This is a genomic window from Mesorhizobium helmanticense (assembly GCF_003034915.1).
GTDB lineage: Bacteria > Pseudomonadota > Alphaproteobacteria > Rhizobiales > Rhizobiaceae > Mesorhizobium > Mesorhizobium helmanticense.
Map to the genome: position 1 here is coordinate 61,334 of NZ_PZJX01000052.1, position 21,793 is coordinate 83,126.

21 protein-coding genes are annotated in these 21,793 nt (G+C 61.3%); 7 read left to right on the top strand and 14 right to left on the bottom strand.

Annotated features, from left to right (window positions below; genetic code table 11):
• Positions 1–19: 19 nt before the first annotated feature.
• Positions 20–1,234: an ABC transporter substrate-binding protein gene (locus C9427_RS27760; RefSeq protein ID WP_107652240.1), complete on the bottom strand. Its 1,215-nt coding sequence runs from the start codon at positions 1,232–1,234 to the stop codon at positions 20–22.
• 162 nt (positions 1,235–1,396) lie between these two features.
• Between C9427_RS27760 and C9427_RS27765 the strand changes: the two genes are divergently transcribed.
• Entirely contained in the window at positions 1,397–2,383 is a 987-nt protein-coding gene (locus C9427_RS27765; protein WP_107652241.1) for an aldo/keto reductase, read from the top strand.
• Positions 2,384–2,549: 166 nt separating this feature from the next.
• On the opposite strand, the gene C9427_RS27770 is transcribed toward C9427_RS27765, so the two are convergent.
• The 5 genes from C9427_RS27770 to C9427_RS27790 form a co-directional block, all read right to left on the bottom strand.
• Complete coding sequence (locus C9427_RS27770) at positions 2,550–3,605, bottom strand: ABC transporter ATP-binding protein (RefSeq protein WP_107652242.1); 1,056 nt, start codon at positions 3,603–3,605, stop codon at positions 2,550–2,552.
• 26 nt (positions 3,606–3,631) lie between these two features.
• On the bottom strand, positions 3,632–4,363 hold the full coding sequence (locus C9427_RS27775) for an RraA family protein (protein WP_107652325.1): 732 nt from the start codon (positions 4,361–4,363) through the stop codon (positions 3,632–3,634).
• A 66-nt stretch (positions 4,364–4,429) separates the two neighbouring features.
• The gene (locus C9427_RS27780) at positions 4,430–5,308 is read right to left on the bottom strand and encodes a carbohydrate ABC transporter permease (RefSeq protein ID WP_097576049.1); all 879 of its coding nucleotides are present in this window, start codon (positions 5,306–5,308) and stop codon (positions 4,430–4,432) included.
• Complete coding sequence (locus tag C9427_RS27785; protein WP_097576050.1) at positions 5,305–6,228, bottom strand: carbohydrate ABC transporter permease; 924 nt, start codon at positions 6,226–6,228, stop codon at positions 5,305–5,307. Before C9427_RS27785 ends, C9427_RS27780 begins: the two co-directional genes overlap by 4 nt.
• A gap of 2 nt (positions 6,229–6,230) precedes the next feature.
• Complete coding sequence (locus C9427_RS27790) at positions 6,231–7,511, bottom strand: extracellular solute-binding protein (protein ID WP_097576051.1); 1,281 nt, start codon at positions 7,509–7,511, stop codon at positions 6,231–6,233.
• 351 nt (positions 7,512–7,862) lie between these two features.
• Here C9427_RS27790 and C9427_RS27795 point away from each other — a divergent pair, with 351 nt between their 5' ends.
• Complete coding sequence (locus tag C9427_RS27795) at positions 7,863–8,567, top strand: FadR/GntR family transcriptional regulator (RefSeq protein WP_245437190.1); 705 nt, start codon at positions 7,863–7,865, stop codon at positions 8,565–8,567.
• A gap of 84 nt (positions 8,568–8,651) precedes the next feature.
• On the opposite strand, the gene C9427_RS27800 is transcribed toward C9427_RS27795, so the two are convergent.
• A complete protein-coding gene (locus C9427_RS27800) occupies positions 8,652–9,638 on the bottom strand; it encodes an aldo/keto reductase (protein WP_167434509.1) in 987 nt (328 codons plus the stop codon).
• Between the two features lie 292 nt (positions 9,639–9,930).
• Here C9427_RS27800 and C9427_RS27805 point away from each other — a divergent pair, with 292 nt between their 5' ends.
• Both C9427_RS27805 and C9427_RS27810 read left to right on the top strand, forming a co-directional pair.
• Entirely contained in the window at positions 9,931–11,088 is a 1,158-nt protein-coding gene (locus C9427_RS27805) for a mandelate racemase/muconate lactonizing enzyme family protein (RefSeq protein WP_107652244.1), read from the top strand.
• Positions 11,089–11,174: 86 nt separating this feature from the next.
• The gene (locus C9427_RS27810; RefSeq protein ID WP_107652245.1) at positions 11,175–12,071 is read left to right on the top strand and encodes an NAD-dependent epimerase/dehydratase family protein; all 897 of its coding nucleotides are present in this window, start codon (positions 11,175–11,177) and stop codon (positions 12,069–12,071) included.
• A 162-nt stretch (positions 12,072–12,233) separates the two neighbouring features.
• Here C9427_RS27810 and C9427_RS27815 read toward each other — a convergent pair whose 3' ends face one another.
• The 3 genes from C9427_RS27815 to C9427_RS27825 are packed head-to-tail and all read right to left on the bottom strand — an operon-like array spanning position 12,234 to position 13,712.
• Positions 12,234–12,827, bottom strand: a complete 594-nt coding sequence (locus C9427_RS27815; protein ID WP_107652246.1) for a DJ-1/PfpI family protein — start codon at positions 12,825–12,827, stop codon at positions 12,234–12,236.
• Positions 12,793–13,005, bottom strand: coding sequence for a hypothetical protein (locus tag C9427_RS27820; RefSeq protein WP_107652247.1), 213 nt, complete (start codon positions 13,003–13,005; stop codon positions 12,793–12,795). The genes C9427_RS27815 and C9427_RS27820 overlap by 35 nt, the downstream gene beginning before the upstream one ends.
• 8 nt (positions 13,006–13,013) lie before the next feature.
• On the bottom strand, positions 13,014–13,712 hold the full coding sequence (locus C9427_RS27825) for a GntR family transcriptional regulator (protein ID WP_107652248.1): 699 nt from the start codon (positions 13,710–13,712) through the stop codon (positions 13,014–13,016).
• 171 nt (positions 13,713–13,883) lie between these two features.
• Here C9427_RS27825 and C9427_RS27830 point away from each other — a divergent pair, with 171 nt between their 5' ends.
• From C9427_RS27830 to C9427_RS27840, 3 genes are read left to right on the top strand one after another with little or no spacing between them, the layout of a single operon-like run.
• Entirely contained in the window at positions 13,884–15,131 is a 1,248-nt protein-coding gene (locus C9427_RS27830; RefSeq protein WP_107652249.1) for an iron-containing alcohol dehydrogenase, read from the top strand.
• Positions 15,128–16,615 carry an NAD-dependent succinate-semialdehyde dehydrogenase gene (locus tag C9427_RS27835; RefSeq protein ID WP_107652250.1) on the top strand — a complete coding sequence of 496 codons (1,488 nt, stop codon included), beginning with the start codon at positions 15,128–15,130 and terminating at the stop codon, positions 16,613–16,615. Before C9427_RS27830 ends, C9427_RS27835 begins: the two co-directional genes overlap by 4 nt.
• 10 nt (positions 16,616–16,625) lie before the next feature.
• Entirely contained in the window at positions 16,626–17,450 is an 825-nt protein-coding gene (locus C9427_RS27840; RefSeq protein WP_107652251.1) for an alpha/beta hydrolase, read from the top strand.
• 135 nt (positions 17,451–17,585) lie between these two features.
• Here the strand turns inward: C9427_RS27840 and C9427_RS27845 are convergent, their stop codons facing one another.
• The 4 genes from C9427_RS27845 to C9427_RS27860 all read right to left on the bottom strand — a co-directional run bounded on the left by C9427_RS27845 (position 17,586) and on the right by C9427_RS27860 (position 21,793).
• Positions 17,586–18,785, bottom strand: coding sequence for a mandelate racemase/muconate lactonizing enzyme family protein (locus tag C9427_RS27845; protein ID WP_107652252.1), 1,200 nt, complete (start codon positions 18,783–18,785; stop codon positions 17,586–17,588).
• 9 nt (positions 18,786–18,794) lie between these two features.
• Entirely contained in the window at positions 18,795–19,121 is a 327-nt protein-coding gene (locus C9427_RS27850) for an NIPSNAP family protein (protein WP_095486584.1), read from the bottom strand.
• A 104-nt stretch (positions 19,122–19,225) separates the two neighbouring features.
• Positions 19,226–20,581, bottom strand: coding sequence for a mandelate racemase/muconate lactonizing enzyme family protein (locus tag C9427_RS27855; RefSeq protein ID WP_107652253.1), 1,356 nt, complete (start codon positions 20,579–20,581; stop codon positions 19,226–19,228).
• Between the two features lie 45 nt (positions 20,582–20,626).
• Positions 20,627–21,793, bottom strand: coding sequence for a mandelate racemase/muconate lactonizing enzyme family protein (locus C9427_RS27860; RefSeq protein ID WP_107652254.1), 1,167 nt, complete (start codon positions 21,791–21,793; stop codon positions 20,627–20,629).

Consider the following 21,793-nt stretch of genomic DNA (forward strand, 5'->3'; position numbering starts at 1 on the left):
TACGACGTCGACCAGGATGTCAGCTCTTCGGCGCTTCAGCCGGCGGCTGCTGCATCGAGCAGGAGATGTCACCGCCGGGCGCCGCGGCGCAGACCTCGGTGGCGTGGGTAACTTGGTGGGTCGGATTGAAAGTCAGGTCATCCGAGACCACGCCCTGGTGGTGGATTGACAGCAGTGCCTCGACCGTCTTGTCCGGATCGAAGCTGCCGGCTTTCTCCCACGCCTCGGCCAGGAAGTGGACATAGTCGTGGTACAGCAACGACACCGAAGAGGTCACGCCGTGCGGCGCGCCAGCCGCGAAATAGGCGTCGAAATAGGCCTTGGCCTTCGGGTTGGACGACTCGCCCCAGCACACCGGCACGCAGCTCATCGCCACCGGCACATCAGCCGTCAGCGCCTTTTCCTTCCAGATGCCGGGGTCGACGCCGAACAGGAAGTAGCTCTTGGCGGCTCCCAGTTCGAGCGCCTGCGGCAGCGCCGTCAGCGTTGAATCGCCATTGTACCAGAAGTGGATGATATCCGGATTGAGGCTCTTGGCGCGGGTCAGGAAGGGCGAGAAGTCGGTCGTATCGGGCGGGTAGAAGATGATGTCTGGAACGTCCTGCCCCTCGGCCTTGAGCGCCTTGAAATAGTAGGACGACAGGAACTGGCCTGTGGCGTCGTTGCCGACGATCATGACCGATTTCTTCGGCTTGTAGCCGAGCAGCGGCTCGAGCAGGGTTAGAACACCACGCGCGGTCGATCCGGATCGCTGGAATTCCTGCGGCTCGGACTGGAAGAGATAGTGATCTTCCCCACCCGGCTTGACTGAGTCCGGTGTCAGGATTTTCGCCAGCGTCGAGTTGCCGGCGAAATGGATGACCTTGGCCGGCTGCGTGATCTTGGCCATGGCCAGCGTGAAGTCATGCGTTTCCGACCCGAAGATCGCCTGCACCTTCACGTCGCGCACCAGTTCCTGGGTGGCGGCGATAGCGGTGGCGATGTCGGTGCGGTCATCGCGCTTGACCATTTCCAACTTGTAGGTCTTGCCGCCGACCTTGATGCCGCCGGCGTCATTGATCTGCTTCACGGCAAGGCCGACGCCTGCCGGCAAGGTATGGCCGGCGGAAACGAACGAGCCCGATTCCGCCGCGACGACGCCGATCTTAACGATGTTGTCTTCCGCGCATGCAGGATGAGCAAGCGCGCCAAGGCAAAAGGCCGCCGACGCGCCCATTTTCAGAACGGTTTTCAACTTGAGATCCTCCCGACTCCAAATCATTGCAGTCTTACCGGGTTGTCATACAACCCTGTAATCTGGTAAATCTAACGCACGGAGATGTCAATCGCGTTGCCATGCGATAAAAGGTGACCCGCAGATCAGGAATCACACCAAAGCCGCAGTTAGGAACAGGACATGCAGTCACGGAAATTCGGCCGCACCGGCCGCGACGTCAGCGAGATCGGCTTTGGTTCATGGGCGATCGGCGCCGCCTGGGGCGAGGTCAATGACGACGACGCCGTTGCTGCCCTGCACGCGGCCCTCGACGCCGGCGTCACCTTCATCGACACCGCCGATGTCTACGGCGACGGCCGTTCCGAAAAACTCATTGCGAGGGTGATGAAGGAGCGTGGCGGCGAGCGGCCATTCATAGCCACCAAGGCTGGAAAGCGGCTGCCAAAGCAGACGGTCGAAGGCTTTACCCAGAAGAACCTGACCGACTGGATCGACCGCAGCCTCAGATATCTCGAGGCCGACACGCTCGATCTCGTGCAACTGCATTGCCCGCCGACGGACCTCTACTACCACCCGGAAGTGTTCGAGCGGCTCGACGGCCTCGTCGAGCAAGGCAAGATCCGCAACTACGGTGTCAGCGTCGAGCGCGTCGAAGAGGCACTGAAGGCGATGCAGTACCCGGGCGTCGTCAGCGTTCAGATCATCTTCAACGCTTTCCGGCAGCGACCTGCGGAATTGTTCTTCGACTTAGCGAAAAAGAACAATGTGGCGGTCATCGCCCGAGTGCCGCTGGCCAGCGGATTGCTGTCGGGCAAGTTCAAGGCCGAGACCAAATTCGAGGATAATGACCACCGCAAATTCAACCGCAACGGCGAGGCCTTCGATGTCGGCGAGACTTTCTCGGGCGTGCCTTACGAGGTCGGGCTGGCAGCGGTCGAGCGCATCCGGCCGCTGGTCTCCGGCGACACGACGATGGCGAAATTCGCGTTGCGCTGGATTCTGATGTTCGACGCGGTCACGGTTGTCATTCCGGGCGCGCGCAATCCGGCGCAAGCCCGCTCCAATGCCGAAGCAGCGGACCTTGCGCCCTTGTCTGCTGACACTATGGGCAAGATCCGCCACATCTACGACCAGGACATCAAGCCTTACGTGCATCAGCGCTGGTGATCATACGCCTGCCGGACCGAGCTATTGCGTGGTGCTTTGGGTAATCTGGATTCTTTCCGGCCCTAAAGCGCGTCGCGTTCGACCGGCCTCATGCGACGCACTTTAGGTTCTTGTTTTTATGCATGTCGTTGCCGCAAAACCGCTGCACACTTTTGCGCGACATGCATTAAACAATCCTGGTGCCGTTTCGGGCATCGAACAAGTGCACCTTATTTACCGCGATCTCCAAGCCAATCTCTTGATCCGGTTTGAAGGGAGGCCGATCCCGTACCTCGACCATGAGATCGAGGCCATCCGCACTTAAGGTAAGTTCCTGGGCTTCACCGGTCGGCTCGACGACCTGAACCCTCGCCCGGGCGTGATTGCCGCCAACGGCAATGTGCTGGGGACGAATCCCGTAGACTACTCCATCCCTGTCTCCCATCCGAGCGTCCTCCGGCAAGGGTAAGCGCAGGCCCTGCTCGGCGACGAATGCGCCGTTGTCGATTCGGCCCCTGATCAGGTTCATTTCCGGAGACCCGATAAAGCCAGCGACGAACAGGTTGGCGGGTTGCTCGTAGAGCTCTGAAGGCGTGCCGATCTGCTCGACCCGGCCTCGGTTCAGCACCACAATGCGGTCGGCAAGTGTCATCGCCTCGGTCTGGTCGTGAGTGACGTAGATGCTCGTTCGGCCCAGCCGTTGGTGAAGCTTCTTGATCTCGGCGCGCATCTTGACACGCAGCTTGGCATCGAGGTTGCTGAGTGGCTCGTCAAACAGGAAGGCGGCAGGATCGCGCACGATCGCCCGGCCCATGGCAACGCGCTGACGCTGACCGCCGGACAACTGGCGCGGCATGCGGCCAAGCAGATCCTGCAGGCCAAGGATCTCGGCAGCTGCCTTCACCCTTGAGACGATCTCTTCCCTTGGGACCTTGGCCAGTCGAAGCGCGAAGCTCATATTGTCGGCTACGCTCATATGCGGATAGAGCGCGTAGCTCTGGAAGACCATGGCAATGTCGCGCGACTTGGCCGGCATCTCGTCGACGACACGCCCGCCGATGCGGATCTCGCCGGTCGTCTGTTCTTCCAGCCCTGCGATCATGCGCAGCAGCGTTGACTTGCCGCAACCGGACGGACCGACCAGCACTACGAATTCGCCGCTGGCGATTTCGATATTGATGTCGCGCAAGACTTCCACGGCACCGAAGCTCTTGCCGAGCTGTTCTATCTCAATTGCAGACACCTATCGTCCTCCCGTCCCAGCACGACTCATTTCTGTTGAGCATGCCGCCATGCGCGGTATTCGGCCTCGCCCTCGGGGCTCAATGGATAGTATTTCCGCAGGTCGCCCCCCTCGGCCAGGCGTGAGCGCGAAAACTCTTCCCACTCGACATGTTCGCTGGCGAGCTCAACCAGTTTAGGGGCAAGGGCGACCGGTACCACGACCACGCCATCATCGTCGGCGACGATGATGTCTCCCGGTATGACGAGCACGTTCGAGCAGGCGATGGGAACGTTGACGGCAAAGGGGACGATGTTTGTCTGGGCATGGAAATTCGGCGTAACATCCCTCACCCAGATGCCGATGTCCAAGGCAGCCGCCTGTGCTGAATCGCGGATACATCCGTCGACAACCACACCAGCCCCGCCGCGCCCGGCGAAGAAGGTCAACATCATCTCCCCGAAGATACCGCTGCCAAGGTCACCACGCGCATCGACGACGACCATGTCGCCAGGCTGCGTGGGGTACAACACGTGCCGGTGGAGTTGGCGCTCTGGCTCCTCGTACTCAGTCTCGTTGTAGAGATCTTCGCGCTTGGGCATGCATTGGAGCGTAAGGGCTGGCCCGGCGGCCGTGCGGCCGAGCCTTAGCGGCCGGGGCCCTCGGATCTGAGGATCGCGAATACCCATCTTGTGATAAAGCTCGCTGGCCAAGGTCGCTGAACCGATCGCTGCAAGCGCGTCGACCAGTTGCCTCGGTGGCCGCGAAATGTCCTTTATTGCCGCTGCTTGGCCTACTTCCACGTTTCATCCTCCCGTCGATCAAGTTTTTCATGATCCCTCAATTCAGCCGCGAACTGCACCGGTCGTCAGACCCTTGACCAACAGGCCTTGAGCAAACCAGACAAACACCAGTGTCGGGATGACCATGAGGACGCCGGCCGCCGACATGGCTCCCCAGTCGATACCGAACTGCGAGACGAAATTGGTAAGCCCGACTGGCAGCGTCTGTGCTGCCTTGCTGGAAGTCAGCGTCAACGCGAGCAGCAGGTCATTCCAGGTGAAGAGGAAGGTGATGACCGCGCTGGCCCCAATGCCAGGCGCAATCAATGGCGCCACGATCTGGACCAGTGTGCGCACCGTGCCGGCGCCGTCCGACTGGGCGGCCTCCTCGATCTCTTTCGGCACATCCTGGATAAAGCCCAGCAGCAGCCAGATGGCGACGGGCAGTTTGGCCGCGGTATGGCTCAGGATCAGCGCCCAGATGGTGTCGAGCAGGCCAAAAGCGGCAAACACGGCGAAAAGCGGGATGGCGAGCGCGATGACCGGGATCATGCGCATGATCAAGAGCAGCCCGAAAATCAGCATGGCGCCCGGCATCCTGAAACGCGACAGGGCATAGGCGCAGGGAATGGCCAGCAGATGGACGAGAATGACCGTCGCCACCGAGACGATCACGGTGTTCCAGACATAGTCCATCGTGTCGTACTCCGTGAAAACGGAGACGTATTGCGTTAGCGTCGCGGTCTCGGGGATGATGTGCACCGGCACCGAGAAGATGTCGGCCGAACTGCGGATCGAGGTCAGGAACAGCCACACAAGCGGAAAGACGGTGAGGGCGACGGTCAGGGCGAGCGCCAGGTACTGGCCGGCGGTCCCCGCCGTGAACCGGCGGCGCCGGCGCTTTGGCCTGGGGCGTGTGGCGACGGTTGCGGCGTCGGTCATATCGCTCTCCGTTTCGCAATCAGCCACGGTATTCCGTAGAGGAGCCCGAGCACGAACAGCGACATCCCGAGGGCGATGTAGGAGACCGCCGCCGCATGTCCGAAATCCACTGCCTGAAACGCCAGCAGGTAGGAGTAGACGGTAAGCAGGTTGGTGGCGCCGCCCGGCCCGCCCTGGGTCATCAGCCAGACGACGTCGAAGGTCCGGAAGGTGTCGATGATGCGCAGCATCAGCGCGATCATGATGACCGGACGCATCAGCGGCAGCACGATGTGCCAGAAGCGCTGCCATGGCGTGGCGCCGTCCACCGTGGCAGCCTCGAGCGGCTCCTGCGGCAAGGATTGCAGGCCGGCAAGGAACAGCAGCACCATCAGCGGCGTGTTCTGCCAGACATCGGCGATGATCACCGAGACAAGCGCCCAGGTCGGGTGGTTGAGCCATGGAATTTCGGGCAGGTTGAACATGCGCAGCAGCGCGTCGACCAAGCCGTACTGGGTGTTGAACAGCCAACGGAAATTCAGGCCCACGACGGCGGGCGCAATCATCGGCGGCACCAGGAGCAAGGTGCGCGCCAACCGCATGCCGCGCAATTTGCCGTTGACGAGCACGGCGATCGCCATTCCGGCCACCACTTCGATCGTGATGGAAACGACGCTGAATATGGTCTGATTTCGCAGTGCCTGGTTGAACTGGCGGCCGAAGAGTTCGTCGGTGTAGTTGCCCACCCCGGCAAACGGCGCGGAGCCGCTCAGATCCCAGCGAAAGAAACTCATGATGAAAGAGTATCCGAGCGGATAGATAAGGATGGCGACCATGACGAGGAGCGCCGGGCTGGCCAGGAGGTAGCCTCTCTGCCAGGTGTAGGGCAGCGGCGAACGTCGCCGACGCCCCGACACCTGGTGCTGCGCGACGGGCGGCATCCTCAGTCGTATGCTCCGGCCCGGCGCATGATCTCCTCAGCCTCGGTTGCCGCCTGGTTGAGCGAATCGCTCGGCGAGACCTGGTCAGTCAGCGCCTGTTCGATGGCCGAGAACATCAAGGTGCAGACTTTCGAGAAGCCGGCCAGCTTCGGCCACTCCTTGCCGTTCGCTATCGTCGTCTCGAGTTGCTGCAGCCATGTGGCCTGCGGGCCCTTCGCCGCTGCTATCACCTCCTTGGCGATCACCTGGCTGCTGGGAAAGTTGGTGAACTGCTCGAACTGCAGACGCTGCGCCTCAGGACCGACCGTATATTTGATGAATTCGACGGCGGGTTCCTTGCGTCCAGACTGTCCGTTGAGGGCCATGGCGTGGGAGATGGCGCATGAGATCGCAGCCTTGTCCCGGATGTAGGGCGCTGTCGACCATTTGCCGACGATGCGCGAGGTTTCCGGATTGGACAGGGTTGCGAAAGCGCCCGGCCAGTCGAAATTGGCATAGACGGTGCCCGACGAGAGTTCGGTCGAATTTTCGTTCCATTGATATCCGACCGCATCCGGCGGCACGATTTTGTGCTTCTGGATCAGGTCGCGATAGAACGTCAGGGCTTTGATCCCGGCTTCGGAATTGAAGGCCGGTTTGTTGGCCTGGTCGACCCAATCCCCTCCGGCTTGCCACAGGAGATCGCTGAACGTGCGCTGGGCGGGGTCACCCTGCCCCGGCACGACCAGCCCATAGTGGCCGTTGCCGGTGAGTTTGAGGCCCACGTCAACCAGGTCTTCCCAGGTCTCGGCCGGCTTCAGGCCTTTCTCCTGGTAGACGTCGCTGCGATAGTACTGCACACGCGCATCCATATTGCGCGGAATGGCGGCCAGATTGCCGGTCTTGGGGTCGCTTAGATACTTGACCGCAACCGGATAGAACTCAGCCAATTCAGACTCGCTGAAATAGCTGTTCAGGGGTGCAAAGTGGTTGAAATAGGAATCTATCTGCGCCGTGTGGGTGCTGTAGACGTCGTATTGGCTCGATCGTGCAGCGCTCAGCGTGACGACTTTCGATGTCAGCGGCGTGAATTCCAGCAGGTCATAGCGGACCTTGATGCCGGTCTTCGCCGTGAAATCCTGGACAATCTTCTCCCAATATTTGGGGTAAAGCGGGCCGCCGGTGATCAGCAGCGCGGTAATCTCGTTCGCCTGCGCCCTGGCGACCCACGGCGCGGCGAGCGAGCCGGCCGTCACGGCAGCACTCGCCGCCAGGAATTTGCGTCTCGATAGGCTTGCGGACATCACAATCTCCTCCTTGTTTGCGACTGGTCGGCCCTTCCAAGGGTCGGCCGATGACTTCCAACCTTTCTGGCAAATCCGCGGCGGCTTGCTCCTCCCGCAGCGAGACTGCCTGGATTACTCCCCGAACGATCCTTGCGAGCCCGCCGGGCGATTAGGCACCTTTGTTCCAACGCGCCTCGCGCGTCTGCGAAGCATATCGATCCTGATCTCGGACGACCGAAGCCGGGGACGCGACGTTGGACCCGCCATTCGATCCTCCCTTCACGCAGGCCGAGTTATAGGCTAGTGAGCACTATGGGATAAGTTGACTGCATATCTAGCTATCAGCCTATAAGCTTATCGGACAAGTGGATGTTAATGATGGATGCCATGGAGGTCAAGCTTCAAACTTTGCCCAGGCAGGTGGCGGGCGTGCTAGCACGTCGCATCGCCAGCAGCGGCGTCACCGGCGGCCAAGGACCGTCGGAACAGCAGATCCTCCAGGAGTTCGGGGTTTCGCGCGCGGTGGCGCGGGAAGCGCTGAAGATCCTGGCGTCTCTCGACATGATCGAGATCGCGCAGGGACGGCGCGTGGTGCTGCGTCCGGCCGAAGAATGGGACTATCTCAGCCCATTGCTCATCGACTGGCTGCCACCCGAGCAGATGCGCGAGATATTGGCAGAGGCTCACGCGACGCGGATAATCATCGAGCCTGCCATCGCCGCCATCGCGGCCAAGCACATGACCAAAGAGAATCTTGAGCGTCTTGGCACTCTGCTGGCGGCGATGTCGGCCAGCGAGGACAATGCGGACGCCTATCTGAAGCTCGACCTGGATTTCCACATGGAGATTTGCCGGGCGGCCCAGAACAGGATTCTCGACCGCTTCATGTACTCGTCCCGGTGGTGGCAGATGGCGAGCAGACGCATCAGCAACCAGATGCCTCATGCCCTGCCCTCGGCGACTGAGATGCACAGGGCGATCTACGAGGCGCTCCTGGCGCGCGATGCAAAACGGGCGGAAGAGGCGATGCGCCGGCATCTGAAGATCACCACCGCCGTTGGCCTGCCTCCATAAGAAATCGCCAGCCGATGCTCCCGAGCGGCGCAGCCAGCAATCCGGCTGGCCGCGCCGCTGCGCGCCGGGAGGACGCGGCCGATATCAGGCGCTTTTCGCTTGCTGTTCCTGACGCTGGCGCGCGCGGAAACCGAACATGTCGCCCTTGTCCTTGATTTCCGCCCAGACCGGTGCGGTGATGTTGTCCATGGCCGCGATGTCCGCGTCTGAAATCGTCCAGCCGACGCTCTCGACGTTTTCCTCCAGTTCCTTGACCGTGCGTGCGCCGACCAGCGGCGAGCTGACGCCAGGCCTGCTGGTAAGCCACTGGATCGCGAGCTGCGGAACCGTCTTGCCGTAGCGCGCCGCAATCGGCTTGAGGGTGTCGACGGCGTTAACCGCGCGCTCGTAGGTGCCCGGCTGGAACAGAACGGTGGTGCGGCGCTCATCGCCTTCGACGAATTTGGTGTCCAGCGACAGCAGCCCCGTGAGCAAGCCTTGGGCGAGGCCGCTATAGGGCATCACGCCGATATTATGCTTGCGGCAATAGGGCAGAGTCTCAGCCTCAACCTCGCGCCACAGCATGTTGTAAGGCGGTTGGAGCACGTCGATGACGCCATGCTGGCGAGCGCTGTCCATGTCGGCGGTGCTGAAATTCGAAACCCCGACCGCCTTGATGCGGCCTGACGACCGCAACCGCTCCATCATCTCCATAGTCGGGCCGATCGGAAAATCCGAGTTCGGCCAGTGGATAAAATAGACGTCGACATAGTCCGTTTGCATCCGCTTCAGCGAACCGTCCAGCGCCACCTCTATCGCCGCGGGTTCGAGATGGTTTGGGGCAACCTTGGTCGCAATGACCGCCTTGTCGCGGCTGCCGGCCAACGCCTTGCCGACGACTTCCTCGGCGTGGCCATGCCCATAGGCCTCCGCCGTGTCGATCAGCGTGATGCCAAGCTCCAGGGCGCGCCTGATCACCCGGATCGATTCCTCGTCGTCGGCCGCGCCCCAAAAGGCGCCGGACATACCCCAAGTCCCCAGACCGATCTCCGATACCTTGACCGGCGACGATCCCAACTGTCGCTGTTGCATCCTCTTCCTCCTGATTGGCGGCATATACGGGCTGGCGCCCTGCTGGCATACAATTTATACGCTTATATACTCGTCTAACAAGTAGGCTTTGGCGTATTTGTGTCGTTTGCATGAGAATACGGATTTGCTAATTAATTCAATGTTTTCATTCATTGCAATGTGGCATTGGCGCAAAATTTCGCAAAGGGGGTTTACGTTTCCGACTCTCATCTTGTATGCTTATTGGACAAGTTTACTCAAGCGCGCATGCCGCGAATTTGAAGGCGTTGCGCGCCATCAACGGGAGGGTTCGATGAAGATCGTGGACATCAAGACGGCGGTCGTCGCCTATCACGGCAAGGCGACCCTGATCCGTATCGATACGGACGCCGGCATCTCCGGCTATGGCGAGGCAAATCCCGACGCGGGCGCGGCCGCGATCGTCGGCCTTATTTCGGAATTGAAGTCGGAACTCATCGGACAGGATCCGCGCAACGTCGAGTATTGCTGGGACAAGATCCGCCGTGACCATGTGTTCTCCGGCGCCCAGGCCGGTATCTTTTTGATCGCGCTGACCGGGCTTGAGATGGCGCTCTGGGACGTAGCCGCGAAAGCTGCGGGCCAGCCGCTCTACCGCATGTTCGGCGGCAAGTTTCGCGACCGGATAAGGCTCTATGCCGATTGCGGCGACGGCGATGAAGAATCGGGATCGCCAGAGGGGTGCGCGGCGCGTGCCCGCCGTATGGTGGCCGAGGGCTTCACGGCGCTGAAATTCGACATCGACAATCTGCACCATCCAGCAAAGTTCGATGCCGTGAACCACACCATCAACGGCGCGGAACTGCGCTTCATGGTGGAGCGCGTGGCGGCGGTGCGCGAGGCAGTCGGTCCTGACATCGATCTTTGTATCGACCTGCACGCACGCTACGATGTGCTAAGCGCCAGCCGGGTTGCAGCGGAGATGGAGCAGTTCAATCTTCTGTGGCTGGAAGAGCCTATTCCAGCCGAGAACGTCGAGGCCCTGAAGCAGATCCGCATGCGAACCAAGACGCCGATCTGCGTCGGCGAAAACCTTTACCTGCGCTGGGGTTTCCGCGAGTTGTTCCAGAATTATGGCGCCGACGTCATCATGCCCGACGTGCCGAAATGCGGCGGCCTTGCCGAAAGCCGCAAGATCGCGAATCTCGCTGAAATGTATTATGTGCCATTCGCACCACATCTTGTGTCGACACCGCTCGGCACGATGGCGACATGCCATGTCTGTGCGAGCGTTCCAAACTTCCTCGTGCTGGAGTGGCATGCCCTCGAAGAACGGGAAGCGTGGGACAGTTATGTGCGCCTGCCGGACGGCGCCAAATCGATCGTTGAGGATGGCCACATCGTCGTACCCGACACGCCAGGCATCGGCGTCGAGCTCAACATGGACGGCGTACACAAATACGCCGTGCCTGGCTTCGGCATCTTTGAATAACGGATGACCGGATAGCGTGCGCTGGGCGGAGATGCCTTCTGGCGAGGCTTCTGCCGCTCGACGAATAAGGCCGTTGGGAGGAAACCATGGGCAAGCGGATCGTCTTCACTGGTGGCAGCGGCAAGATCGGCCGTCACGTCATTCCCTACCTGCTCGAACGCGGGCACCAGGTCCTGAACCTCGACCTGACACCGCTTGATGTGCCAGGTGTGGACACCATTATCACCAACCTTGCCGACGCAGGCGAGACCTACAATGCGCTGACGCTGCATTTCGGGTTCAACGAATATTTCGGAGGAAAAGGCCGCGGCCCGGTCGACGCCGTGGTCCATTTCGCGGCCCTTCCGCGGATATTCCTGCGGCCGGACAACGCCATGTTCGCCGCCAATGTGCTGTCGACCTACAATGTTATCGAGGCAGCCACCAAGCTTGGCATCCGCAAGGTCATCACCGCGTCCAGTGAAACGGTCTATGGCGTGTGTTTTGCCGAAGGCGAACGCGACTTCACATCGTTTCCGGTGGATGAGGACTACGATACCGATCCGACCGACAGCTATGGCCTTTCCAAAGTCCTGGGCGAGAAGATCGCGCGTTCCTTCGCTTCGCGCACAGGGAGCGACATCTACGCCCTCAGGATCGGCGGCGTTGTCGAACCGCAGGACTACGTCCGGTTTCCGGAGTTCCTGGCGGACGCCTCAAAACGGCGGCGCGACGGCTGGACATATATGGACGCGCGCGATCTCGGCCAGATCGTGCATCTGTGCATCGAGAGGAATGGTTTGGGATTCCAGATCTTCAACGCCGTCAACGACAACATCGTTGCCGACACGCCAACGGCGGAGTTTCTCAAGAAGCATGCGCCCGACACGCCAATTACGCGCTCCATGGACGTGTTCGAGGGGCCAATCTCAAATCGAAAGCTGCGCGAGATCCTGGGGTTCAGACAAGAACATGATTGGCGAACGCGCCCAGCGGGTTCATGAGAGCGCAACGAGACCGCCGCCATAGCCGATCCCCAAGGAACGCAGCTACCGAAAGCCGCAAGCCCAACCCGGTCGCCGATTGGGGACTTGATGAATCGCCGAAATTGACGCGCCGTTGTGGGAACCGACGCATCCCCTCAGGAATGCGTCGAGGCGAAAGGCTCAAGCGTGGCGTATTTCCGTTCCCAGTACCTTCAGGCATTCGCGGATGAACGCCGCAAGCGCCGTCCAACCTTTGGCCGAAACCATCGTCCCATCCACATAGGCATCGGTGGGGGATAGGTCGATGTAAGTGCCGCCAGCAAGCGTCACCTCTGGCTCGCAAGCCGCGAGCGCCGCCACCTTCTTGCCACGCACGACGCCGTCGACCGCAATTAGAATCTGGACGCCATGGCAGATCGTGAAGATCGGCTTCTTGGCCTCGTGGAAATGACGCACCATCGCCTGCACCCGCTTGTCGGTGCGGATGTATTCGGGGCCACGACCGCCGGCGCAGTAGACGGCGTCGTATTGGCTCAGCTGCTTCTCAGCATCGGAAAAGGTCTTGTTGATCAGCGCATTGTGACCGGGCTTTTCAGTGTAGGTCTGATCGCCCTCAAAATCGTGCAGCGATGTCTTGATCATGTCTCCGGCGCTCTTGTCGGGGCACACGACATGGACGGTATGGCCCACCGCTTCCATCGCCTGCTGATAGACGAAGATTTCATATTCCTCGGTGAACTCACCGGTCAGCATCAAGATCTTTTTGCCTGGCATGGGTCTTCCTCTCGGCTTGTGGCAGGGCAAGGCGCACGTCGCGCCTCGCCTTCCAGGGGATCGAAATCGGGATGGAACGGGTCTCGGTGAGACAATATTCCTTAGTGTTGGATTCCTTGGCGTTGGCTGGGGTGATCAGCGGCGCGTCGAGCTCGACGGCGTCCCGGACAAGCGACATCGCAATGGCTACTCGAACGCAGGCAGGAGCCGGTCCCGCGAATTCTCGATGTGCACACGCATCGCCTTTTCGGCGGCGGCCGGATCGCCCGCAGACAAGGCAGCGAGAATCGCCTCGTGCTCGTCTAGCGCCTCTTCGGTCACCCGCGAGTGATACATCAGTCGGAAGATATGGAAGTGGGTATGCTGGTGGTTCAGCGTTTCGCGAATGAGTTCGTTCTGGGCGAATTCCACGATCTTGTCGTGGAATATCGCATCCTGGCGGGCGAAGTTCGAATAGCGCAGGCGCTCGTCTTTCCCCACCCGCCGGGCCATTACGCCAGCCGCCTCCTGCAGCACGGCAAGGCGGTCGTCGTCCAGTGTTGCGGTGGCTTTGGCCGCGGCAGCAGGTTCAAGCAACAGGCGCAGTTCGTAAAGCTCGTCAAAGCGGCGGCGGGTGATTTGCGGGGCGGCCCGATAGCCGATCAGGTGGGTCTTCACCACCAGGCCCTCGCCCTCCAATCGGCCAAGCGCTTCACGGATGGGCGTATGCGAGACGTCGAATTCCTTCACGAGATTGTCGACGGTGATGCGCGATCCCGGAGCAATCCGCAACGACATCAATTGCGCGAAGATTGCCTCGTAAACGTCGCCGGCGAGGCTGTTGGCGCGCTGGATACGGCCGGTCGGGCGGGCCTCATTGTCAACCGTCAGGTCCGGGTTCTGCATTGTTTGCCTCTTGACAGAAGCACCCACTAACACGATGCTTCGGGCAATTCAATACTATATCCTATACGATTTTATAAGGCATCACGTGAGAATGAGCGGAAGCGTCGAGGCCGGCCTCTGGAATGAAACCAATTCTTATCGCCCCCAATCGGTCTTTGTAGGATCCTGTGCATGACCTTGTTTGCAGCGGCGCGCCTGCCGCGCGAAATTCTGTTCGGCAAAGGCCAGCGCCATGCGTTGCCTGCCGTTGCCGCCAGGTACGGGCGGCGCGCGTTCGTCTGCACCGATGAGCGTTTCGCGACGACATCGGAGTTTGCCGAGATTCTTGCTGGCTTGCGCGCCGCCGCCATAGACACGTTGGTCTACGACCGAACACTGCCGGATGTGCCACGCGACAGTGTCGCCGCCTGCATTGCGCAGGCGAAGGATTTTAGGCCGGACATGGTGATCGGCATCGGCGGGGGCAGTTGCCTCGACATGGCCAAGTGCGCCGCGCTTCTGCTCAGCCATGGCGGCAAGCTCCAGGATTACTATGGCGAGTTCAAGGTACCAGGCCCTACCCTTCCCGTGATCGCAGTGCCGACAACGGCGGGAACAGGCTCCGAAGTAACCCCCGTCGCCGTGATCTCCGACCCGGAGCGGACACTGAAAGTGGGTATATCGAGCCCTCATCTCATCGCCGCTGTGGCGCTCTGCGACCCGGACCTGACGGCGACATGTCCCCCTTCACTGACAGCGATCGCCGGCGCCGACGCGCTGACGCACGCAATCGAGGCCTTCACGGCGGCCAAACGCGGCACCGATCACAATTTGCCGCAACAGCATGTCTTCGTCGGCAAGAGCGCTCTGACCGACCATTTCGCCCTTCTGGCCATCAGGCTGCTGGGCCGCAGTCTCGAAAAGGCATATCGCGACGGATCGGACGAGACTGCCCGAGCCGACGTCATGATGGGAGCGCTGGTCGCCGGTTGCGCCTTTGGCACGGCTGGGACGGCCGCCGCGCATGCGGTGCAATATCCGGTCGGCGCCCTCACCCATACTCCGCATGGTCTGGGCGTCGCCACCACATTGCCATATGTGATGAGCTACAACCTCCCCGCCGCGGCCGCAGAGATTGCCGAAGTCGGCACCGCGCTCGGCCTGCCCCAGCAGAGTGGCGGCAACGCCGATGCATTGGCGCACGCCACCATCCAGGAGGTGAGCCGGCTGTTCGGCGCCATCGGCATCACGCCGACATTGGCCGAACTGGGTCTTCCCGAGGACAAGATCGACTGGACGGCCGAGCAGGCGCTCGGCATCGACCGGCTGATCAAGAACAATCCCCGCCCATTCGACCTCACCGCGATGCGAAGACTGGTCAGAGCCGCTTACGACGGTGACATGGCCGCAGCCACGATGCGACAGGAGTTCGCCCAATGAACATTTCCGCAGATATATTCGATGAGGATGAAAGTACGTCCGACTACGCTACATTTTCCCATGGTCTCTACATTGGTGGCCGTTGGCAGCCCTCGTCGGATCGTCGTGTGATCGAAGTGATCGATCCATCGACCGAGGCGGTGATCGCAGCGGTACCCGATGCCACGCTCGCGGATGCTGCCCTCGCCGTCGACGCGGCTGCAGGGGCAGCGGCCGGTTGGCGCGAAACACCGCCACGCAGGCGTTCGGAAATCCTCAGGCGCTGCTTCGAACTGATGACCGAACGGGCGGAGACGTTGGCGGCGCTTATCTCGCTGGAGAACGGCAAGGCGCTGCGCGATGCGCGCGGCGAAGTCGCATACGCGGCGGAGTTTTTTCGCTGGAACGCAGAGGAGGCGGTGCGCATCAGCGGCGAGTTCGGCCTCGCACCCTCTGGCGCGAACCGGATCGTCGTTGATTACCAGCCTATCGGCATCTGCGTGCTTATCACGCCATGGAATTTCCCCGCCGCCATGGCGACACGCAAAATCGCGCCGGCGCTCGCAGCAGGCTGCACCGTGATCTTGAAGCCCGCCAGCGAGACGCCGCTGACGGCCTATGCGCTTGCAGCGCTCTATGAGGAAGCCGGCGTGCCGCCTGGCGTCGTCAACGTCCTGACGACCTCGAACCCCGGGCCGGTGACGGCCGCCATGCTGGCCGACCCCCGAGTGCGAAAATTGTCATTCACCGGCTCGACCGGCATCGGCCGCGTGCTCCTGGCCGAGGCCGCAAAACACGTCATCTCCTGTTCCATGGAGCTTGGCGGCAATGCACCGTTCATCGTCTTCGACGACGCCGACCTGGAAGCAGCGCTCGACGGTGCGATGGTCGCCAAGATGCGCAACGCCGGCGAAGCCTGCACCGCCGCCAACCGGCTTTACGTGCAGGCCGGCATCCATGATGCCTTCACGGATGGATTGCGCAAACGCATGGCTGCCCTCCACGTTGGCCCTGGCACACACTCGGAAACCGAATGCGGTCCGATGATCACCAGGAAGGCCGTGGACAAGATCGATCGGCTCGTCCAGGACGCAGTTGCCCGTGGGGCCAAGGTTCTGTGCGGAGGGACGATCGCCGAAGGCAAAGGCTACTTCTACCCGCCGACAGTGCTTCGCGACGTGTCCGCTGACGCCGTCATGGCCCACGAGGAGATATTCGGTCCGGTGGCTCCGATCATGCGCTTCGACAGCGAGGCGGAAGTAATCTCGAAGGCCAATGACACCGAATATGGCCTTGCCGCCTACATCTACACCCGTGACCTTGCCAGGGGAATGCGCGTGGCATCGAAGATCGAGTCGGGCATGATTGCCCTGAACCGCGGCTTGATGTCGGACCCTGCGGCGCCTTTCGGCGGGGTCAAGCAGAGCGGACTGGGCCGCGAAGGTGGTCAGAAGCACGGCGTTGCCGAGTTCATGGAGGCGAAGTACATCGCCGTGACCATCTGAGCAGACAACCATGCAAAAAGATCCATTCCGCATTCGCGATCATGTGGCCGAGTTCGATGAGATCGTCGCCGGGATGGTCCGCCGCAGCGCGGAAACCAGGGCGAAAATCCCCATGCTCGCAAACGTCGCCTACGGTTCCGATACCACCGAAACCGTCGACCTGTTCTTTCCGGAAGGCGACCGCGACCGCCTGCCGGTTCACATGTTCATCCATGGCGGCTACTGGAGGATGTTCTCCAAACGCGACTATTCCTACGTCGCCGACACGGTGACCCGCGCCGGGGCGATCGCGGTCATCGTCGACTACGCTCTGATGCCTGCCGTGAGGATGGCCACAATCGTCGACCAGGTGCGCCGCGCCAAGCGGTGGGTCCTGGCCAACATCGCCGATCATGGCGGAAACCCGGCGGACCTGACTGTCAGCGGTCATTCGGCAGGGGCACATCTTGCAACGTTTCTGTTCAACAGCGAAAACGCCCCCGCGAATGTGCGGGCAGCTCTTCTACTCGGCGGGCTCTACGATTTGAAACCGCTCCAGAACTCCTTTCTCGCCAACGAGATTGGAATCACCGATGAGGAAGTCGCCATGTTTACACCTCTTGCCTATCGGCATGATCCTCGAACCAAGGCGACGGTTCTGGTCGGAGCCAACGAGACGCCGCCCTTCCATCAGCAGGCAGATCGATTCAAGGAGAACCTGCTGCAGCAAGGTTCGCCGGTAACCTCGCTTGTTCTCAGGAACCGCAACCACATGGACAGTGTCAGGGATCTCGGCGAGCCTGGGAGCCAGGCGGGTGATTGCCTGACGAAACTGATTGTCAGCGGCCGCCGCTAACCCTCCCTGCCGCGATACCGCCGGCACTCATGGCGGCTCAAACGCAATCTATCGACGTTCGCCAGGGGCAAAGACGCAGCCGGCAATATCGCCTTTGTGCCCGGCGGCCGGGCGCCGGCATCGTAGCCCGCTCAATCAGTCGAAAAACCCCGCGTCCTCCTCCAGCAGATACTTCCTGGCGCCTTGGGCGTCGATGTCGAGGCCGAGCCCGGGGGCTTCGAGCAGATCGATCATCGAATCCTTCACCACCTGCTTGGGCAGGCCGATGACGATGTCGTTCCACCACGGGTCCGAGGCGCTGGGATATTCGAACGCCACGTAATTGGCGGGCAAGGTGGCGCACACATTGATCAGCGCACCGAGGCCGAGCAGGCCGTTCGCGGTGCCGTGCGGCGCCATCAGGATCGAGTGCATATAGGCGTGCTCGGCGACCCATTTGAGCTCGGCAATGCCGCCGATATCGGTAGGATCGGGGCCGATGACGCGCACCGCCTGCGTCTCGATCAGCTCCTTGAAATTGTGCCGCAGGTAGATCTGCTCTCCGGTATGGATCGGCGTCGAGGTGGAGGTGGTCAGTTCCCGATAGGCCTGCGGATTGACCCACGGCACATAGTCGCCGGTCAGCATGTCCTCGAGCCACATCAAATTGTACTTTTCGACCGCGCGAGCGAACTTGATCGCATCGGGCAGCATCCAGCCCGGGCCGCAGTCGAGCGCCAGGCTGACCTTGTCGCCCAGCACTTCCTTCATCGCGGCCACGCAGTCGAGCATGTGATTGAAACCGCGCTCGCTGATCACGCCCTGATCCATGGCGCCGTGATAGCCGGCCTTCTTCTGCGTCACGCCGTAATGGAAGCCCTCGATGGTGTCCTTCATGTTGGAGTGGAACGAGATTCCCTGCTTGATCATGAAGAAGTTCTGCGGCTGCTCCATCATCCATTTGACGTCGGCGGCGTAGTCCTCCGGCCGGTCGCCCGTGCGTTTCTGGCGGATCGAGCCATTATAGACGCGCACCTTGTCGCGCACCTTGCCGCCGAGCAGCTTGTAGGCCGGCACGCCCGCCGCTTTGCCGGCGATGTCCCACAGCGCATGCTCGATGGCGGAGACGGCGGCACCATAGGGCTTGAAAGAACCGCGCTGGCGGATCTTCAGCATCACCCGCTCGACGTCGGTCGGATCCTCGCCGATCAGCGCCTCGCGGAAATGCAGCACGAAGGGCTTGAGGTAGGTCTTGGTGAACTCGACCTCGCCCAGGCCATAGAGACCCTCGTCGGTAACGATGCGGACGATGGGGTGTTTGCCGATAACGGCACAGCGCAGGTCGGTGATCTTCATGGCGCAGTCCTATTTCACAGACGAGAAAGCTGTCGGCGTGAGCAGCTGGCTGCTGATATTGGCAATGATCTGCCCGTCGCGCTCAGACTCGTCCCGGGCCCTGTGCCATGCCGGATCGGTGACGAAAGCCGCCCATTTCGCCTCACGCTCGGCCAGCGATTCCCAGGCGAGGAAATAGGTGAGGCGATTGCTGTTTTCGCCGATTGCCGTGGTGAAAAACCCGGCCTGGCGGATGCCATGCCTCTCCCAGATCGCCAGCGTTTGGTCGGAAAAGCGCTTGAGCAAAGCCGGCAGCCTGCCCGGCAGGCAGTCATAGATACGCAGTTCGTAGATCATGGTTTCGTCCGTTTCTTTCTTCGCCTCTGCCTTGGGAGAGGTCGACACGAATGGTCGGTCGTTGGCCCTGTGAGCCTGGGGGGAATGAGGGAAGGAGGTCTGGGCTAACTCCAGGTCCGGTCCCAGCTATATTCATTGTCCCAATGCTCGGTGGATTGCCATATCCCCGTGACACCCGGTTGCAGGTGCAGCGAGATCACCTCGTCGACCACGTCGTCGATCCCCAGGCCCGGCTTGTCCGGAACAGTGATAAAGCCGTCCTTGACGAGCGGCTTGGGAACGCCGGTGACGATATCGTCCCACCAGTCGACATCGACGGAGTGATATTCGAGCGCCATGAAGTTTTCGGTCGCGGTCGCGACATGTGCCGCAGCCATTGCCGCGATTGGACTTTCCGCCATATGGATCGCCATGGCGACGCCATGGTCCTGTGCCGCGTCGCCGATCTTCTTGGTCTCGAGGATTCCCCCGGTGGTCAGCAAGTCCGGATGGATGACCGAGATGCCTGAGTTGAGCAGCGGCTCGAAACCTTCCTTGAGGTAGATGTCCTCACCCGTGCAGATCGGCACGGACGTAGCCTGCTGCAACTGCCGATACTGCTCGGTGTACTGCCAGGGGATCACGTCCTCGAGCCAGGCCGGTGCATATTTCTCGATCCGCCGGGCGAGACGGATCCCGTCTTGCAGCGAGATGTGGCCGACATGGTCGATGGCGAGCGGGATCTCGTATCCGATCACCTCGCGGACCTCGTGGATATACTGCTCGAGCAGGTCGATACCCTTTTCGGTGAAATGCAGGCCCGTGAACGGGTGCTGCACGTTCTGCGCATCGTAGGCGAGATTGCGCGCCTTGCGTTCCTCCAGCGCGCCGCCACGGCCGCGTGGATTGGCGTGAAACCCTTCGAGCGCGCCGGCCGGCGCGGCCACGGCGCCCGGGACATGGGCGATCTGCATCAAGCCCAGGTCCATCTTGAGGAAGGTGAAACCGCGGTCCATGCGCTCCTTGAGGCGCTTTCCGGTTTCGGTGCCGCTCGGTTTCTCGGCGTCGGTATCGCAATAGACGCGCACCCTGTCGCGAAACTTGCCGCCGAGCATCTGGTAGATCGGGACGCCATAGGCCTTGCCGGCGAGATCCCACAATGCGATTTCCACCGCGGAGACGCCGCCGCCTTGCCGGCCGTGCCCGCCGAACTGCTTGATACGGCGAAACAGGCGATCGATGTCGCAAGGGTTCTCGCCAAGCAACCGGCTCTTCAGCATCAGCGCGTAGGTGGCGCTGGCGCCGTCGCGCACCTCACCAAGCCCGACGATACCCTGGTTGGTGTAAATCTTGAGCAGCGCCGAGGTGAACGGCGCGCCGACGATTTCGGCAACCCGCATGTCGGTGATGCGAAGCTCGGACGGCTTGGAGTCCGTGTTCACCCGATTGAGTGCCTCGTCGGCCCCGTCCGTTTTTGGCATGATCAGTCCTCGTTCTGGTCAGCTGGGCTCGTGGGCAGGCATAAGCTAGCCCAGCTCGATCTCGTGGGCCTGCAGGTAATCGCGATTCATCTCAACACCGAGACCAGGCTTCGACGTCAGCTTGAGGCTGCCGTTCGAGACGTCGAGCGGTCTGTCGATGAGGTGATCGTATTTGCCCAGGTTCCACTCCGACGTTTCGAGTTTGTAGAAATTGGGAACGGTCATCATCACCTGCGCTCCCGCAACCACGTTGATCGGCCCGGCGGCGTCATGCGGCGAGACCGGGATGTAGTAGGCTTCGCATAGGGCGGAAATCTTCTTGAGCTCGGTAATGCCGCCGGTCCAGGTGACGTCAGGCATGATGTAGTCAGCGAGCTTGTTTTCGAGTACCGGCACGAAATCCCATTTCGTGTGGCCGCGCTCGCCCCACGAGATGGCGGCACTGACCTTTTCTCGCACCTGCTTGAGGGCATTGAGGCTCTCGGGCGGGCAAGGCTCCTCAAACCAGTCGATCTGGCCGGCTTCCTCGAGGCTCCGACACAGGCGAATGGCGGTGGGCACGTCGAAGCGGCCATGCGCGTCGATGAGAATGTCGACGTCGGGCCCCGCCGTTTCGCGGATCAGCGCCGTCAGTTCGGCCGCTTCGCGCTCGTCTTTGCGGGTGATGCTGCCGTCGAGATAGCCGTCCCGCTGTTCGCGCGACAGGCCATCGACGGTGTGGCCCTGGTGGGGGAAAGGATCGAACTTGAGCGCAGTGTGTCCGGACCCGACGATATCCCTGATCTCAGCGATCACGCCCTCCTTGCTGGTAAACTTGCGCTGGTTGGGATGGGTGTAGAGCGCGATTTCATCGCGTACCGGTCCGCCCAGCAGCTCGTAAATCGGCTTGCCGAGGACTTTGCCGCGGATGTCCCAGAGGGCTATATCGATTGCGCTCACGCATTCGACGGCGGCGCCGCGGCTGCCCATGTAGGTGAAGCTGCGGAAAATCTTGTGCCAGAGATGCTCGATACGCGCTGGATCCTCACCTTTCACTGCGACACCGATCTGCTGCAGGATCGTGCAGAGAGCGCGGTTGGCGAGCCTTGTGGTGGTGGTGATCTCTCCCCAGCCACTCACCCCCTCGTCGGTCGTCACTTCGACGAACAGATACTCTCCCCAATAGGAAGCATCGGACTTGATCAGCCACGGCCGAATGCTCGTGATTTTCAT